Here is a 16863-nt window from a genome sequence, read left to right as displayed (position 1 = left end):
CCTTTCACTCTTCGCGGGGAGGTCAGGAGATGCCGAGTTCGGAACCGATGAAATCGATCAGATCGGCGTCGGTGGCGGACTCGGATAGGGCTGAGGTGTTCTCGGGTTCGGCCGTCCCGCTGCTGGATTCGTCGATGAGACGGCGCAGACGGTCGAGCGCTACGGTCCGTTCGGCGGCGGATAGATCCTCGGCCGCCAGACCCGCCGCCACGCGTTCGAGATCGCCGAGCAGAATGTCCAGTCGCGGCGGCTGAGCCGGAACCAGCTCGGCGGCAATGAATGTGGTCAGCGCGGTGACCGTGGGATGGTCGAAGACCAGGGTGGCGGGCAGGTCCAGGCCGGTGCGCTGGCGCAACCGGTTTCGCAGTTCGACCGAGGACAGGGACGTGAATCCCTGATCGCGCAGTCCGCGGTCGTCATCGACCGCGTTCGAGTCGACGTGGCCCAGAGCGGCGGAGGTCTCCTCCCGCACGAGGGCGTGGATTCGGCGATGCCGCTCGGCGGCGTCGAGGGCAGCGAACTCGTGCGCGGGTTCGGGGGCGCTCGAGGAATCAGCTACCGGCAGCACCTCGGCGAGCAGTCGGGCGTGAATGGGATCGCCAGCGGCCCAGTCGATATCGGCAACGATCACGTCGCCTGCACCACCCACCACCGCATATTCGAGTGCGGTCAGAGCCTGTGCCGGACTCATCGCCCGCAGTCCCCCGCGGCGCAGTTGCCCGGCCGCCGAACCGGCGATCCCCGCACCCGCCCAATGCCCCCAGGCAACCGCCGTCGCGGGCAGCCCGAGTTCACGGCGATGCTCCGCCAGTGCGTCCAGCACCGCGTTACCCGGCGCGTAATTCGCCTGCCCCGGAGCCGGAACGACACCGGTGACCGAGGAGAACAGCACGAACGAGGACAGCTCCAGGTCCCGGGTGAGTTCGTGCAGGTGCAGCGCCGCTGCCACTTTGGCCCGATGTACGCGCTCGAGGCGTTCGCGGTCCAGGCTCTCCACGAGTGAGTCGTCGAGCACGGCGGCGGTGTGCACCACATCGGTGAGCGGACGGTCGGCCGGAATGCCCGCGATCAGGTCAGCCAGTGCGTCGCGGTCGCCGACATCGCAGGCCGCGATGACCGGATGCGCTCCGGCGGCTGACAATTCGGCGATCAGTTCGGCCGCGCCGGGAGCCTCCGGTCCGCGTCTGCTGACCAGTAGCAGATCGGTCGCCCCGTTCCGCGCGAGGCGTCTCGCGACATGTGCGCCGAGTGCTCCGGTGCCGCCGGTGATCAGGACGGTTCCGGTCGGACGCCAGCGGCCGGTGGGACGTAGGGTGTCCCCGCGCACTCGCTTCACCCAGGTTTGATCACCGCGTATCGCGAACTCGCGTTCACCGCTCGGGTTTCGGAGTGCGGCGACTACCAGTTCGGCGGCTTTGTCGTCCGGTGCGACCGGTACGTCGATAACCGTGCCCCTACCGAGCCCGCCCTCCGTGGCGGCGGCGGCGATGAACCCGGCATGCCAGGCACCGGAGGGATCTGACACGATTCCGGCCCCCGCTGCGCGCGCTACACGATCGACCTCGGCGGAGGTCACCGCCGCGCCGGTCAAGACTGCGAAGGTACTGACTCGTGCTGTAGCGGCGGCGGATTGAGTCAGGGCCGCCGTGGCGGCGGCGAGATCGAGGTCGAACGCGGAGCCCGTGGAGCGCGTGGCCAGCGGCAGCAGCGACACCACCGCCAGGGTCTCGCCCTGCACCTCGGCCAGCCCAGCCTCGAGCACGGATCTCGTAGCGGTGGAGGGGTTCACACACAGCTCGGTGACGCGCGCCGTGCCGAGAGCCACGCGCAGGGCTCGCGCCCACTCATCGGTGACACCGCTGTCCAAGGTCACCAGTACCCAGGTCGGTTCCCGTCCGGGTGTTGCGCTTGTCGGAATGAATCGCTCCCACCCCGTGCGGTGAATCCATTCACCGGGTACCTGATCAGTCGCACCACCCGGGGTGTCGATCCAGTAGCGCTCGCGCTGGAAGGCATAGGTGGGCAGGGCAACCCGGCCGGACTCGGGCACGATGGCGGTCCAGTCCACGGGGTGGCCATGGGTGAACACGGTCGCGGCGGCGGTCAGCACGCCGGTGACCTCGTCCCGATCGCGGCGCAGCGCCGGGACCACGGTGACACCGTCGAGCACGCTCGACAGGGCCGCCGCCAGCACGGAATCCGCGCCCAACTCGACCACCACCCCGATGCCTATGGTGGCCAGAGTGCTTGCGGCATCGGCAAATCGAACTGTGCCGCGCAGGTGACGGACCCAATAGGAGGGGTCGGCGAGTTCCGCACCGGTCACCTCGCGGCCGGTGTGGTCGGACACGACGCGCGGGCCGCTGACCTCGGAGAAGGTCAGTTCGGACACTACAGCACGGAACTCGTCGAGGACCGGATCCATTGCCGCGGAATGGAACGCGTGCGACACGGCCAGGCGCTTGACCCGGCGACCCGCTGCCGACAGCTCGGCCGCGACGCGCAGCACCGCCTCCTCCGCCCCTGAAATCACAACCGCACGTGGACCATTCACCGCGGCTACCGCGACTGCGGCGGTAGCGTCATGGGCGGAAGGATCAACGGTGGCACCGTCGGTGACCGCGGTTGCATCGGCGAAGACAGCGTCGGGCCCGACGTCGGTGACGGCACGATCGGAGTCGACAGCAGCGGCGGAGCCGACTTCAATGCCAGCGGCGATGGCTGCGTCAGCGTCGACAGCGAGGGTCGTGATGACGCTATGGGCGGCAGCGCCGGTGGCGGCAGCGGCCACGATCGCGGCGAGCACTTCGGCTTCGGTGCCTTCGACCGCCACCATCGCGCCGCCGGACGGCAGGCCATCCATCAATCGCGCACGGGCGGCTACCAGCCGGGCCGCGTCGTCGAGCGAGAGCACCCCCGCCACGTGTGCGGCGACCACACCGCCGATCGAATGCCCGGCAACAGCGGCCACTTCCACACCCCAGGACTCCCACAGCCGATAGAGCGCGACCTCCACGGCGAACACCACCGACTGGGTGTAGACGGTCCGGTCGATGAGGCCGTCGGTGCCGGGTGCGCCGAAGGCCACGTCGCGCACCGAGAGGTCGACCGCCGTACCGAGATATCGGTCCAGCAGTTCCACCGCGGCGTCGAAAGCATTGCCGAACACCGGGAACCGTTCGGCCAATTGGCGTCCGGTTCCGGTCCGTTGGCTGCCCTGCCCGCCGAATACCACTCCCACCGTGCCGGGAGAGGTGCCCGGACCGGTAATGACGTTCGCCGGGACCAGTCCGTCCGCGAGCGCTCGCACGCCCGAACGCAACGCCAGGTCGCCCTCGGCGATCACAACCGCACGCGTGGAGAATTCGGCGCGGTGGCGGATCAGCGAAGACGCCAACGCGGCGGTCGCGACCGGCTCGGGTCCGGATATGTGTGGGCCGAGGCGATCCGCCTGCGCCCGCAGGGCGGCCGGAGTGCGTCCCGACAGCACAAACGGCAAAGGCCCCGCCGCAATCGAAGCCGACTCGTCGGCCGCGACGGCGGGCGCTTCCTCGATGATCACGTGCGCGTTGGTGCCGCTGATCCCGAACGATGACACCGCCGCGCGCCGGGGCCGTGAACCCCGGGGCCAGGGTCGCGGCTCGAGCACGGGCCGCAACGATCCGTCCAGCCAGTCGACGAAGGGGGAAGCCGGTTCGGCGTGCAAGGTCGCGGGGATCAGTTGATGGCGCAGTGCCAGAACGGTTTTCGCGACTCCGGCGGTACCGGCGGCAGCCTGTGTATGGCCGATGTTCGACTTGAGCGAACCGAGCCATACCGGCGTGGGCCGGTCTCGGCCATAGGTTTCCTGTAGTGCCTGGGCCTCGATGGGGTCGCCCAGCGCGGTACCGGTGCCGTGCGCCTCGATCACATCGACATCGCTGGGTTCCAGACCCGCGTCGGCCAGCGCCGCACGGATCACCTGCCGTTGCGCGGGGCCGTTGGGCGCGGTCAGGCCGTTGGACGCTCCGTCCTGGTTCACGGCAGTGCCGCGCACCACGGCCAGCACCTCGTGTCCGAGCCTGCGCGCGTCCGAAAGACGTTCCACCAATACAACACTCACCGCTTCGGACCAGCCGGTCCCATCAGCCGCGGCTCCGAATGCCTTGCAACGACCGTCAGCTGCCAACCCACCCTGCCGAGCGAACTCGGTGAACATGCCCGGCCCTGCCATCACGGTCACGCCACCGGCGATCGCGAGATCGGCCTCGCCCGCACGCAGCGCACGCACCGCCAGATGCAGGGCCACCAGCGACGAGGAGCACGCCGTATCCACGGTCAAAGCGGGCCCGGCGAGTCCGAATGTGTACGCCACCCGACCCGACAGCACACTCGGCGAGGTGCCGGTCAATCCGAATCCGGCTGCCGCACCGCTGATCTCATGCAGGCGTGGACCATACTCCGAAGGACTCGCACCCAGGTAGACGGCGGTGCGGGTGCCTCTCAGCGACTGCGCGACGATGCCCGCGTGCTCGAACAGCTCCCAGACCGATTCCAACACCAGCCGTTGCTGCGGATCCATCGCGACGGCCTCGCGTGGTGAGATCCCGAAGAACTCGGCATCGAAATCGGCTGCCTCACCGAGGAATCCGCCACGGGCGCCCCCGTCGCCGAGCACATCCGCGAGCGCGGCCAGATCCCAGCCACGGTCGGCGGGCAGGTCGGCGATGGCCTCGCCGCCGGTCGCGAGCAGGTCCCAAAGAGCTTCGGGAGACGCGTGCCCGCCGGGAAACCGTCCGCTCACCGCGACGATGGCAATGGGATCAGTGTCAGTGCCTCGCGTGTCACCGTCTCGAGCGTCATTGCCCCGAACGTCGATGCGCTGAGCGCCATCACCCGCAGCGCCGTCAACCAGATCCGCGGCGCGAGCGGCCTCATTGTCTCTACCACTGGCGCCCGGTGCTTCCGAAAGTGTATCGCTACCAACCGAATTGGTGCCGCTGGCAGTGAGTGAGTCGTGTGCGGACCGCCCACGAAGCCGGCCGGCGAGGTGCGTGGTCAGCGCGTCGGGAGTCGGGTAGTCGTAGACGGCGGTCGGCGCCACCGTGAGGCCGAGCTCCCGGGTCAGCAAGACCGCCAACTCTCGTGCCCCGAGCGAGTCCAGGCCCAGGTTCTGATAGGTGACCTCGGTTGCGACCTGCCCCGGGTCGGTGTAGCCCAGCACCGAGGCGGTCACCTCGCGAACGGTGGCAGCGAGGTCCAGTTGCGGCAGCGCGGGGGTAGTTGAATCCTGCTCGCTTGGCACGGCAGTCGATCGCGGGGCGGAGTTCTGCCGCACACCCTCCTCCCCCCGGTCGTTGTCGGTGCCGACGACCCCCGTCTGCGCGATACGATCCGGTCGCACAGCAGCCGCCTGTGCAGCCAGACCTGATGGCACGGCCCCCGCATACACGGTGGAGCCCGGAGCCTCGTGCGCCGCCTTCGGAAGTCGACCCGGTCCCGCCGCACCTGTCTCCGGAGCGCGGTCCAATTGCGCCTCGTCTGTCTCCAGGGCGCGGTCCGGTGGCCCGTCCAGCCAAAACCGCTCACGCTGAAACGCATAGGTGGGCAGGTCGATCCGAGTCGCGGGATCTACCAGCGCGGCCCAGTCCACCCGGTTTCCATTGGTGTGGATCACGGCGGCGGCGGTCAGCAGCCCGGTGACCTCGTCGCGGCCACGACGCAGAGATGCGGTGGCGACGGACTCGTCGGGATCGGACAGGGCCGCGATCACCAGTGGCGTCAGGACCGCGTCCGCGCCGAGTTCGAGGAAGGTGCCCACGCCCTCGGATCGAAGGGTGCGCACCGCGTCGGCGAAACGGACGGTGCCGCGCAGATGGCGGGACCAATACGCCGGGCCGAGTTCTTGGGCGGAGCCGATCGGCGCGCCCGTCGCATCGGACACGAAGATGAGTTCCGGTTCAGACCACTGCAATTCGGCAATCGCCGCCTCGAGATCGGTGAGCACCGGATCCATCGCGGCCGAGTGGAAGGCATGCGAGACCGCCAAGCGCTTGACTCGCCGACCGGACCCGGACAGCGCGTCCGCGACGACCGAGACATCGCTGTCGGAACCCGAGATCACGACTGCCCGCGGCCCGTTCACCGCGGCTACTGCCACGGCTCGCGACAGTCCGGCGGCCTCGATCGCGGCCAGCACCTCCGGCTCATCCGCCTCGACGGCCACCATGGCGCCACCGACGGGCAACGCACCCATCAGGCGCGCACGGACCGCCACCAGCCGTGCCGCGTCCGGCAGGGAAACCGCACCGGCCACATGCGCGGCGACCACACCGCCGATCGAATGCCCGGCCACCGCCGCGACCTCGATCCCCCAGGACTCGAGCAGCCGGTACAGCGCGACCTCGACCGCGAAGATCACCGGCTGGGTGTAGGTCGTCCGGTCGATCAGCCCCTCGGTTCCCGGTGAGCCGAACGCTACGTCGCGTATCGAGAAGTCCACCGCCGCACCGAGATACCGGTCGAGTAGCGCAACGGACTCGTCGAAGGACGCGCGGAACACCGGGAACCGCTCGTACAGCTGCCGTCCGGCCCCCGCACGCTGCGAGCCCTGGCCACCGAACACCACGCCCACGCTGCCGCGTCCGCCGGACCCCGTGATCAGACCGGCCGCCGTACGCCTTTGCGACAGTGCGCGCAGGCCCGCCACCAGAGCATCGGTGTCCTGGGCCAAAACAACAGCGCGACTGTCGAATTCGACCCGATCACGGATCAGCCCTGACGACAGCTGCGCCAGATCAGGTGTTCGATCCGCCACGAAATCGGCCAGCCGGTCGCCCTGCGCACGCAGTGCCCGGCTCGACCGGGCCGAGACCATGAACGGCCACACCGCGTCCGCGTCGGCGTGCTGGCTGATAGTGCCGCGTCCGCGCCACTCACCGGTCCCCGCGGGGGCTTCTTCGATAATCGCGTGGGCATTGGTTCCGCCCATTCCGAAGGAACTGACCCCGGCTACCAGGCTGCGCTCGGGACGCGGCCACGGCTGCCCAGCGGCCACCACGCGCAGCTGTGAGCCCTCGAGATCCAGTGCGGGATCAGGGTTTTCGTGTCCGAGAGTCGCGGGCAGTTCGCGATGGCGCAGGCTGAGCACCGTTTTCAACACCCCCGCCAGCCCCGCAGCGCCCTCGAGGTGGCCGATGCTGGACTTGACCGACCCGACCAGCAGCGGTTCGCCAGCCGTCCGGGTGCGCCCGATCGTGTCGGCCAGTGCCGCCGCCTCGATCGGATCCCCGGCACGGGTCCCGGTGCCGTGCAATTCCACGTACTGCACATCCTCGGGGGCGATACCGGCACGCTCGAGCGCCTGAGCGATGACCGCAGATTGCCCGGCAGCGGTGGGCACCGTGAACGATTGCCCGCCACCGTCATTGGCGACGGCGGTGGAGCGGATCACCGCATGGATCCGATCCCGTTCCGCGACAGCGCGATCCAGCGGTTTGAGCAGCAGCACCACCGCGCCCTCACCGCGCACGTACCCGTCGCGATCGGCATCGAACACCGAGGCGCGCCCCGATGCGGAGACGCCTCCGAACCGTTCGGCGACCCGCGCTCCGTCGCGGGTCAGGTTCAGGTTCACCGCAGCGACGAAGGCCGAATTCGTGTCCCCCGCAGCCAGACTCGTGCACGCAAGATGCAGCGCGGTCAGGCCGGACGACTGTCCGGAGTCAACCGTGAAACTCGCCCCACGCAGACCGAAGGCGTAGGAGAGCCGGTTGGCGAGCGCACCGCGACTCAGCCCGGTGAGCGTGTGGCGCGTGAGGCCCGCCGGACCGCTGTGGTGAACCAATCCCGCGTAGTCGGCGGCCATCGCGGCAGCGAATACGCCGGTGGCAGACTCGCGCAGATCGGTGATGGGAATGTTCGCGTCTTCGGCAGCCTCCCAAGCCAATTCGAGGAGCAGACGCTGCTGCGGGTCCATCAGCCGCGCCTCGGCCGGGGAGATACCGAAGAAGGCGGCGTCGAAGCGATCCACCTGCGGTAGGAAGCCGCCGACCAGGTCATCCACATCACCACCGGCGGCCGCGCGTGCGGCCGTCGGCGCGCCGAGCGCAATTCCCGCTGTTTTCAGGAGATTCCAGAATTCATCGGGATTGTTCGCTCCGGGAAGCCGGCAGGAGACGCCCACTATGGCAACCGCGCGGGACAATCCCCCATGCCGAAAATCGTTCACAAGATCTCCTTTTGATCCGGAGAAGAATTCGAGTACGACCCCCGCTCGAAAGCTCCGTGAAGTTATTGTGCGAGCCGGATTAACGAACCAACAACCGGAGGTGGCGGAGGTCACATCGAGTCGTACGCATCGAATTACACTGTGCACCAAGCAGTTTCACCGCCCGATCGGCATATCCGATATGGAGCCATCAATGAATCCGATCGATTCCCGCACCCGCGTGCGGCGTTATCGGAATTGTGGTCGCAATTCATTGCAATCTCGGAGATTCAAAGGGCGGCAGCCCGATTCGGTCTCCGGTTAGATGATGTTTCAGCGTCGACCAACCCGAAGGTGACTGTACGGTATGCCCGATCCGCTGGATTTGCTGCATTTGCGCACACTTGTGACCATCGCCGACACCGGCGGCTTCCGACGCGCGGCAGACGCGTTACACCTGAGCCAACCCACCGTGAGCCAGCACATCAGAATGCTGGAGCGCAGGCTCAAGTGCGTTCTCGTCGAAAAAAACGGTCGCACATCGCGTTTCACGCCCGAAGGCGAACGACTCGTGGTGGAGGCCCGACGCCTGCTCGCCGCGCAGGACCAGGTGCTGGCCCGCTTCTCCGAGTCACCGCGCCCGCAGATCAATATCGGCTCGACCGAACACGCGGCCGACGGTTTGCTGACCGATCTGATCGGCGTGCTGCGCACCACGTACCCGGAGGCGGGCCTGCACTTTCGCATCGACCGGTCCACCGCGTTGACCGACGCGGTGATCAAGGGCGTGCTGGACCTGGTGGTCGTACTGGGCGGCAACACCGCCGAACCGGTGGGCACCGAGGTCGGCGTGCTGGACCTGAAATGGTTCGCCGCGCAGAGCTGGCAGTTGCCACCCGCGCCCGGACCGATCTCGCTGGTCGCCTTCGCCGAACCCTGTGGCCTGCGCCGCCGCGCGGTGCAGGCGCTCGGCGAGCGCGGATATGAGGTCTCGGTAACCGCCGAGTCGGGCAACCTCGACGGCCTGCTGGCCGCGGCGAAAGCCGGCCTGGGCGTCGCCCTGCTGCCGTGTCTGTCCGCCGGGCCGTGTGATCTCAGCCCGATCGGCGGGCTGCCCGAAGTGGGCGCGATCGATGTCCGGCTGGTCACCCGGCGCGGACTCGAGGACCACATCGAGAACATCGCGGTCCAAGCCATCACGGCGCACTACCGCGCGATCTCCGGCGGCGGACTGCGCGGCGTCGCCTGAATCGGCTGTGCGACTAACTGATCCGAATACCGACTCATCGAAAGCAGTTGTCTCATGACAGATCTCGCCGTAGCACCGGTCGCCGAGGCACTGACGCCCGGCGTCCTGCCCGAATCCCTGCTGCACCGGTTTCACGGGCGCGCCCCCGAATACGATCGCGACAATCGTTTCTTCGCCGAGGATCTCGACGAGCTCCGCGACATCGGCTACCTGCGCGCGGCGATCCCGGTCAGCCACGGCGGCCTCGGGTGGACGCTCACCGAATTCAACCGTGCCCAACGCGCCCTCGCGTACTGGGCACCGGCCACCGCGCTCGGCGTGAACATGCACCTGTACTGGACCGGCCCGCTCGCCGACCGGATTGCCGCCGATGACGCCTCGCTCGACTGGCTCGCGCGAGAGGTCGTGGCGGGCAAGGTCATCGCGTCCGGGCACGGTGAGCGCGGAAACGACCTGGCCATCGACGATTCCACCACCAGCGCCGTGCCGGTCGAGGGCGGCTACCTGGTCAACGGGCACAAGATCTTCACCTCGCTCTCCCCCGCCTGGGACTGGCTGGGCATCCACGCCCGCGACGACAGCGACCCCGAGCATCCGCGCATCCTGCACGCGTTCGTGCCGCGCACCAGTGAAGGCGTGCGCACGGTGGAAACCTGGGACACCCTGGGCGTACGGGCAACGGCCAGTCACGACACGGTGCTCACCGATGTATTTCTCGCACAGGAACATGTGGTCGACAGTTATGAGCGCGGCGCGAACCCGGGACCGTTCATCTCCGCGATCCTGCCCTGGGCGATCCCCGCACTGGTCAACGTCTACCTCGGAATCGGCCGCCGCGCAGTCGATGTCGCGCTCGAGTCGGCGCGCACCCGGAATGTGCTGAGCCTGGGCGGGAAACCGGTCGCGGGCAAGCCGTTCGTGCAGTACCACGCGGCCGAAGCCGAATTGGCCCTGGAGGCGGCGACCGCCCACCTCGATCACATCACCGAAGTGCTCGCTCGCGGTGATGATCTCGGCGACCGGCTGCTGCTGGCGTTGTTCGCGGTGAAGGAGAACGGCACCCGGACTGCACGCCATGTCGTGGATCTCGCGCTCGAGATCGGTGGCGGCGGTTCGATCCACCGCCGCAACGAACTGGAGCGCCTGTACCGCGATGTCCGGGCGGGCAGTTTCCATCCGCCCAGCAGCGACAGCGTCCGCGAGTATATCGGCAATTTCCTGCTCGGCGAGTGAAAAAGGAGTTCGGACAATGACATTGGCACACATCGGCAATCGATCGGATCGCGAGTCCGAGGCTGCCGCGATCTTCCAGCGCGCCGGAATCACGGTCGAGCGGCTCGGCGAGCACATCGGCGCACGCGTCGGCGGGGTTCGGCTCGGCGGCGACCTTCCCGGCGAGCAGGTCGAAGCAATCCGGCTGGCCTTGGCGATCAACAAGGTGGTCGTCTTCACCGGCCAACACCAGCTCAGCGATGAATCGCAGTACGAGTTCGCCGAATTGCTCGGCACCCCAACCGAACCGCATCCCACCCTGACCTCGCTCGGCACCCGACTGCTCACCATCGACGGAGCCGCCAACAGCTGGCACACCGACGTCACCTTCATCGACCGCATCCCCAAGGTCTCGATCCTGCGCGCGGTCATCCTCCCCAGCTACGGCGGCGCGACCACCTGGGCATCCACGGTCGCCGCCTACGAACAACTACCACCCGCGCTACGCGCACTCACCGACCAACTCTGGGCCACACACAGCAACCTCTACGACTACGTCGGCCAGACCGGCCAGTCCAACGTCGGCAAACAGTACGAGGAATTCACCAGCACCGAATACCAAACCCTGCACCCCGTGGTCCGCGTACACCCCGAAACCGGCGAACGCTCGCTGCTCCTCGGCCATTTCGCCAAGAGCTTCCGCGGCCTGACCACCCCCGAATTCCACTCCCTCTACCAACTGCTTCAGGCACGAATCACCAAACTGGAGAACACTTTCCGCTGGAACTGGCACCTGGGCGACGTCGCGATCTGGGACAACCGCGCCACGCAACACTACGGAATCGCCGACTTCGGCGACCAAGAGCGCAAGCTACACCGCATCACCCTCGCCGGTGACGTCCCCGTGGGCATCACCGGAGCCCATAGCGAGGTCCTCCTGGGTGATGCCTCCCACTACAGCGCCATCGTCGACTCACCACGCCTGACGTTCTTCGCGGCCTGATGGCGCGTGGACCGCGGCGGCGCGGTTACCGAGGTTCACGCGAGAAGGTTCACCCTCCGTCGCTGTGGGCGGTCACCACCGCCCGGCCTCGGGTTCCTCCGGCCAGGCGAATTCAGGCAGTCCGGCCGTGTGAACGATTGCGGCCCAATCCAATTCAGCCGCGCGGACGAGTGTGCACAGCAGAAGCCACACCGCCCACGCGTCGTGCGCGGCGCGATGGTGGTGCATGCCTTCGAGTGGGGAGGTGTCGATCTCGGCATACTTGACCAGACTTGTGAGTGTGTAGCTCCTGATCCCGGGCCACACTGCCTCGGCCAAACGCATGGTATCGAGCACCAGGAGCGGGTTCCACTCGATCAGGTGCGCCGCGAGCACCTTTCGCTCGATGCCCTCGTTGTGCACCACAAGGACTCGACCGAACGTGAGGCGGCCGACTTTCGGTCCGACGTCCGACCATCGCGGGCAGCCCGCAACGTCCTCGTTGCTGACACCGTGGGCCTTGCGTGAGATGTGCGGGGTGATCGACTTTCGCGGACGTACAAGCCAGGAGTGCAATTCGGCTGGGCTGACCGCCGTGCCGACCACCGGCAGCATCGCGATCTCGACGATCTCGGGCGGTACTCGGCCGTTGCCTTCCACATCCAGTACCGTGATGCCCCTGCCGCGCAGCGTGGAGGGGACCTGTGTGTAGCCCGGTGTCACAAGGACCCTCCTCAGCAAAGTATGCGATAGCGCAGCCAATCCCGGAGAAGACCGTCACGAGTCGTAACCGAGCGCGGCGGCGCGGACCTGGCTGACGTACGCCGCGGAGTGGTTGTAGGAGAAGATCGCCCGTCGCCATCCGACCGGCGTGGACAGATCGCCGCCGGAGGCACACAGGTATCGACCGGCGGCCAGCGCCGCATCGTCGATATTGTCCGGACTTCCCGAAAGCTCTTTCGTGGCAACGGGTTCAGCACCCTCGAGCACCTTCGCGAGGGTTTGGTAGTCGGCTGATGCGCGGGCGCCCCAGCGTTTCCAGGTGTCGGGTATGAACTGGAAGGGGCCCATGGCGCGGGCATAGACGATATGGCCCGCGTCGGCGGTCGCGGCAGGGTCGAGAATGGTGGCGTTCCCGGCCGTGCCGTTGAGGGCTACACCTCGGATCGGCGGCTGGACAAGCCCGTTGGTGGTGATGGTGGCACCACCGAACCGGGCATGGTTGCTTTCCACGTGGGCGATGCCCGCCAGGGTCGTCCATCCGAGGTGACAGTTGGGCTGGGCTTTCGCCATGACCACCGTCGCGTATCCGTAGGCCTCGAGTGCGCGGGCGGGAATGCCGTGTTTCGCCGACCGCGTGCGTGCCCATTCGCCCAGCTGATCCAGTTTGCCCTCCACCGCGTCGAGTCGGATGGCCGGAACCTGCCCCCCGGACCCAGGAACGGCGGGTACGGGTGCCTGGCTGTCGTATCCGGCGGTTGTCATCCCGACCGCCGACAGCAGCACAACCAATCCGGCCACGATCACGGCTGAGCCGCGACCGGTGGTGGGGATCTGTGATCTGCTCATTCGTCCTCGCAATGGGCCACAACGGACGCCGTCCCACTCATCGGATTCAACTGCACGCACGGGTTGTCGTGGGCGCGGTCGAAGGCTTGGCCGAGGACGGTGGGGGCGACGTGGGCGTTGTCGTCGCCGACGGCTTCGACGTCGATGGTGACGAGGTGCGCGAAGGCGTTGTGGTGGGTGGGTGCGCGAGCGTCGGAGTCGTCGACGGCAGCGTGGTGGACGGCGGCGTAGTGGTGGTGGACGGCACCGCGGTCGGGCTGCATCGAGGCACGGTGGTGGTCGGGGGCACGGTGGTCCGCGGCACGGTCGTGGTCGGCGGCACGGTCGTGCGTGGTGGCACAGTCGTGGTCGGCGGCGTTGTCGTCGACGGTACGGTCGTCGGCGGCACGGTGGTGGGAACGACCGTGACGGTAATGGTCGTCGGGTCGACAGCCGGATCACGGGTCGGCGTAATCGGCTGTGTGACAGTCTGTCCCGGACCGGGCATCGGACCCACGGACACGGTCGCACTCGCACTCGCGGTCATCGTGAGGGAGAACACCGGCGCGGGGGTCGCGGCCGGGGTATCCGTCGTCGTGCCGGGTTCGGCGGTTGTCGTGTCGGGTGTGGTCGTCGTGTCCGGTGTCGTGGTCTCGGTAGCGACTGGCGGGGTGGTATCGACGGTGACCGGTGAGTCCGCGGCGATGGGACCGGCGGTGGCGATCGCGGTGTCGGGGACGGTATCGGACACCGAGGCGTCGGCCGGGACCGGCACATCGCTGGGAATCCCCGAGTTCTCGGTCGCTCCGGCGAGGGGGTCGGTCGTCCCCGGCTGGGTCGTCATCGGATCGCCCGAGTTCAGCGGGTCCGGCGTGAGAGAGGCTTCGGTCGCAACGGATTTCGCACTTTGCTGGTCGGTGTCCCGGGATTCGGCGGCTGCCACAACTCCGACAACGAGGCTCAGCACGGCCGCACCGGCCGCCACCCGCGGGACATTGCGGCGGAGGTTCGTCGCTCCGGCGAAATTACCGAAGCGCTGCCAACTCGGTGAATCGTCGAGTCGCCACAACAGCGAATCCCACAGCCGCGTGGGAGACCACGCGGGCCTGCGGCGCAGGTCGTCGTCGGTGACGTCGTCAACCGCGAGTACCTCGTCATCGAAAGGGTCACGGTCCGAGGCGATCTGGAGCACCTCGGTCTTGTCCGGGTCCCCGGTCCCGAGGGGCTCACGCGGGATATCGGGTTGCTGTTCACGTCTGTCCATGTGGCCTTCCACTGCGACTTGTCCTCCTACTATTGGGATTTCGTTCTGTTGTGGCCTCGCTCCGGCGCACACGCGGCCGCCGTCGCGGCATAGGCGACGGGCGGCCGGAGTGGTGTCGATGGGGTGCGGATAATCCGCGGTTCAGCTCAGGACGCCCGCGATTGCCGCAATTCTGTCGCCGATCCAACGGTGGGATCAGGCTGCGCGATCTGCGCCGGGGACGGATGCGACACCGGCTCCGCAGCCGAATGTGCTTGCTCGCCTTCGGCATTCATCTCGTGCATCTCGCTCTTGAGGATCCGTAGCGACCGGCCCATGCTGCGGGCGGCATCGGGCAGCCGCTTCGCTCCGAAGAGCACGATGAACAGCATCGCGATGACGAACCAGTGGGTGGGGCTGAGTGTTCCCATGTCTGTCCTTTGGTGATTGGTCCTCTTCGGGTGACCGCCGATCGAGTCGGCGACCCGGCACACGATCGGCCGGGCCGCCGGTCGGTATCAGACGTCGAGGATGTTCCGCATGCCCGCCTTGTAGCGGACCGCGTCCAGCGCTCGGGCGCCGTCGAACTCCTTGATGGTCTGGTGCGGCCACAGCGTGGCCTTGGTCGCATCGGAGCCCGAGGCGTCGAGGATGGCGTTGGCGGCGTTTCGGCCGCCTTCGTTGGCGCCCTCCATCGTCGCCAGGTCGATGTTGTTGCGCAGGTAGTCACCGGCCAGGAAGAAGTTCGGGATGGCGGTCTTGGCCACGGGGCGGTTGTCCCACGAACCGGCGGTGTTGATCATCAGCGGATCGTCGTTGGTGTTGACCCCGGCACTGGCGTCCCAGCGGATGGCCGGATCGAGATACCAGGCCACCAGGTTCTTGTCGCCGATGGTGTTGCCCAGGGTCGGCACGTTGCCCTGGGTCATCGTGATCTGATGCCAGACCTCCTTGGCGATCTCGTCGGGGCTGCACTTCTTAGCCGTCTTCTTGACCAGGACACCGGGGGTGTCCCAGTCCGAGATATCCACGGACAGAATGTCTTTCACATTCCCGTCGCCGTAGGTGGTGGCAACCTTGTTCTTCCAGAACTGGTTCTGTTCGATGCCGGTCAACCGCCACGGCGACTGGATGAAGCCGATGTGGCCGGCCGCGATGGGCTTATCGGTGTTGAGGAAGAACTGGATGCCGGTCATCCAGTCGACGAAGATCTTCTGGACCTTCGCCAGGTTCGGATCCAGGTTGAGGATGTCGTTGTTGAAGTACTTCACCGCCTGTTCCGGCGCCAGCGCGTGGACGTACCAGTCGGCCTGCACGGTGCCGGTGGCACCGGACGCGTCCTTGATCACCGCCCCCGAGATCTGGCCGTTGGCGACCGACAGTGACTGCAGTTCGGCACCGAGCTGGAACTTGACGCCCTTGCCCTGCAGGTAGTTCAGCCACGGAGTGATCCACACATCGGAGGTCGGACCGTTGAGCACCTGGTCGGGGAAGCGCCCGCTATTGCCTCGGTTGATGATGTTGAGCAGGAATGCCTCGCCCATGTTGCAGATGGTGCGAGCACTGGCCTTGTCCTCCTTGGCCGCGACCAGCGTGCGGGTGACCGTGGAGATGATCAGCTCGTAGTTGGCGTTCTTGCCGTCCATCTTCACGAAGTCCTTGAAGGACGTGTGCTCCCACTGGTCCAACCGGCGGGCGTCGCAGCTGGTGAAGAATACGAGCAGGCGCTGAGCCAGCTTGAGCATGTCGGGCACCGGGATCTTCGGGATCCAGGTCATGCCGCCGAGCAAGGTGTTGATGACCTTGAGCGGGTTGGCGGCCAAGCCGATCGCGTCGTTGTTGATCGCGAAGGGCAGGGTGATCGGCGCGCCGGTGGTCTGTTCCGCGGTGGCGGTCAGCGCCGCCACCAGGTTGTCGGCCACACCATTGGCGTTGCCCGGGAAGGGAATACGCTTCATGGTGTCCGGAATCGCCTGGTAGAAACCAGGAAAGAACCGGAAGCCGTGCTCACCCGGCAGTGGCTTGCGACCACCGGTCGGGGGAATGGGCGTTTCGATGCTGCGGGCTTTACCGCCCCACGCCCGCCGCTCGTAGATGGTGACATCGAAGCCACGCTCGACGAGCTCGTGCGCCGCGGTCAGGCCAGCGATACCGCCGCCGAGGATGGCGACTTTGTTCTTGGCCGGTGCCGCGTCGGCGGTGGTAAGTCCAACCAATCCGGCACTGGTGGCACTGGCTGCCGCGAGTGCAATCGAACCGGCTGCCGCGCCCTTGACGAAACTACGCCGGGAGACATCGGATTCAGTCATTGGATCACAGTCCTCATCGGGTTTCAGGCCTCCGATCAGGTCGTGAAGCAACGTATCGAGATCCGTTACATTGGGTCAACAGCGAATTAATCTTTGATGCTTGTTCACAGCCGCTCCACAGCGCTCCCCTAT

At 67.2% G+C, this 16863-nt stretch carries 9 protein-coding genes; 3 read left to right on the top strand and 6 right to left on the bottom strand.

The window, feature by feature from the left end:
- Positions 1 to 22: 22 nt before the first annotated feature.
- The gene (locus ACFC0O_RS13060) at positions 23 to 8209 is read right to left on the bottom strand and encodes an SDR family NAD(P)-dependent oxidoreductase (protein ID WP_375956963.1); all 8187 of its coding nucleotides are present in this window, start codon (positions 8207 to 8209) and stop codon (positions 23 to 25) included.
- A 346-nt stretch (positions 8210 to 8555) separates the two neighbouring features.
- Between ACFC0O_RS13060 and ACFC0O_RS13055 the strand changes: the two genes are divergently transcribed.
- The 3 genes from ACFC0O_RS13055 to ACFC0O_RS13045 are packed head-to-tail and all read left to right on the top strand — an operon-like array spanning position 8556 to position 11652.
- On the top strand, positions 8556 to 9437 hold the full coding sequence (locus tag ACFC0O_RS13055; protein ID WP_375956960.1) for a LysR family transcriptional regulator: 882 nt from the start codon (positions 8556 to 8558) through the stop codon (positions 9435 to 9437).
- Positions 9438 to 9491: 54 nt separating this feature from the next.
- On the top strand, positions 9492 to 10670 hold the full coding sequence (locus tag ACFC0O_RS13050) for an acyl-CoA dehydrogenase family protein (RefSeq protein WP_375956957.1): 1179 nt from the start codon (positions 9492 to 9494) through the stop codon (positions 10668 to 10670).
- A 16-nt stretch (positions 10671 to 10686) separates the two neighbouring features.
- Complete coding sequence (locus ACFC0O_RS13045; protein ID WP_375956955.1) at positions 10687 to 11652, top strand: TauD/TfdA dioxygenase family protein; 966 nt, start codon at positions 10687 to 10689, stop codon at positions 11650 to 11652.
- 72 nt (positions 11653 to 11724) lie between these two features.
- Here the strand turns inward: ACFC0O_RS13045 and ACFC0O_RS13040 are convergent, their stop codons facing one another.
- From ACFC0O_RS13040 to ACFC0O_RS13020, 5 genes are all read right to left on the bottom strand, one after another.
- Positions 11725 to 12354, bottom strand: coding sequence for an exonuclease domain-containing protein (locus tag ACFC0O_RS13040; protein WP_375956952.1), 630 nt, complete (start codon positions 12352 to 12354; stop codon positions 11725 to 11727).
- A 54-nt stretch (positions 12355 to 12408) separates the two neighbouring features.
- Entirely contained in the window at positions 12409 to 13200 is a 792-nt protein-coding gene (locus ACFC0O_RS13035; RefSeq protein ID WP_375956951.1) for a murein transglycosylase, read from the bottom strand.
- Between the two features lie 46 nt (positions 13201 to 13246).
- Positions 13247 to 14443: a hypothetical protein gene (locus ACFC0O_RS13030; protein WP_375956949.1), complete on the bottom strand. Its 1197-nt coding sequence runs from the start codon at positions 14441 to 14443 to the stop codon at positions 13247 to 13249.
- 146 nt (positions 14444 to 14589) lie between these two features.
- Positions 14590 to 14853 carry a Sec-independent protein translocase subunit TatA gene (gene tatA / locus ACFC0O_RS13025; protein WP_375956946.1) on the bottom strand — a complete coding sequence of 88 codons (264 nt, stop codon included), beginning with the start codon at positions 14851 to 14853 and terminating at the stop codon, positions 14590 to 14592.
- 87 nt (positions 14854 to 14940) lie between these two features.
- Positions 14941 to 16782: an FAD-dependent oxidoreductase gene (locus tag ACFC0O_RS13020; RefSeq protein WP_375956943.1), complete on the bottom strand. Its 1842-nt coding sequence runs from the start codon at positions 16780 to 16782 to the stop codon at positions 14941 to 14943.
- Positions 16783 to 16863 lie beyond the last annotated feature (81 nt).

Source organism: Nocardia sp. NPDC056100 (genome assembly GCF_042266325.1).
Lineage (GTDB): Bacteria > Actinomycetota > Actinomycetes > Mycobacteriales > Mycobacteriaceae > Nocardia.
The sequence above is the reverse complement of the archived record's forward strand: the minus strand, read 5'-3'. Positions and strand labels throughout refer to the sequence as shown.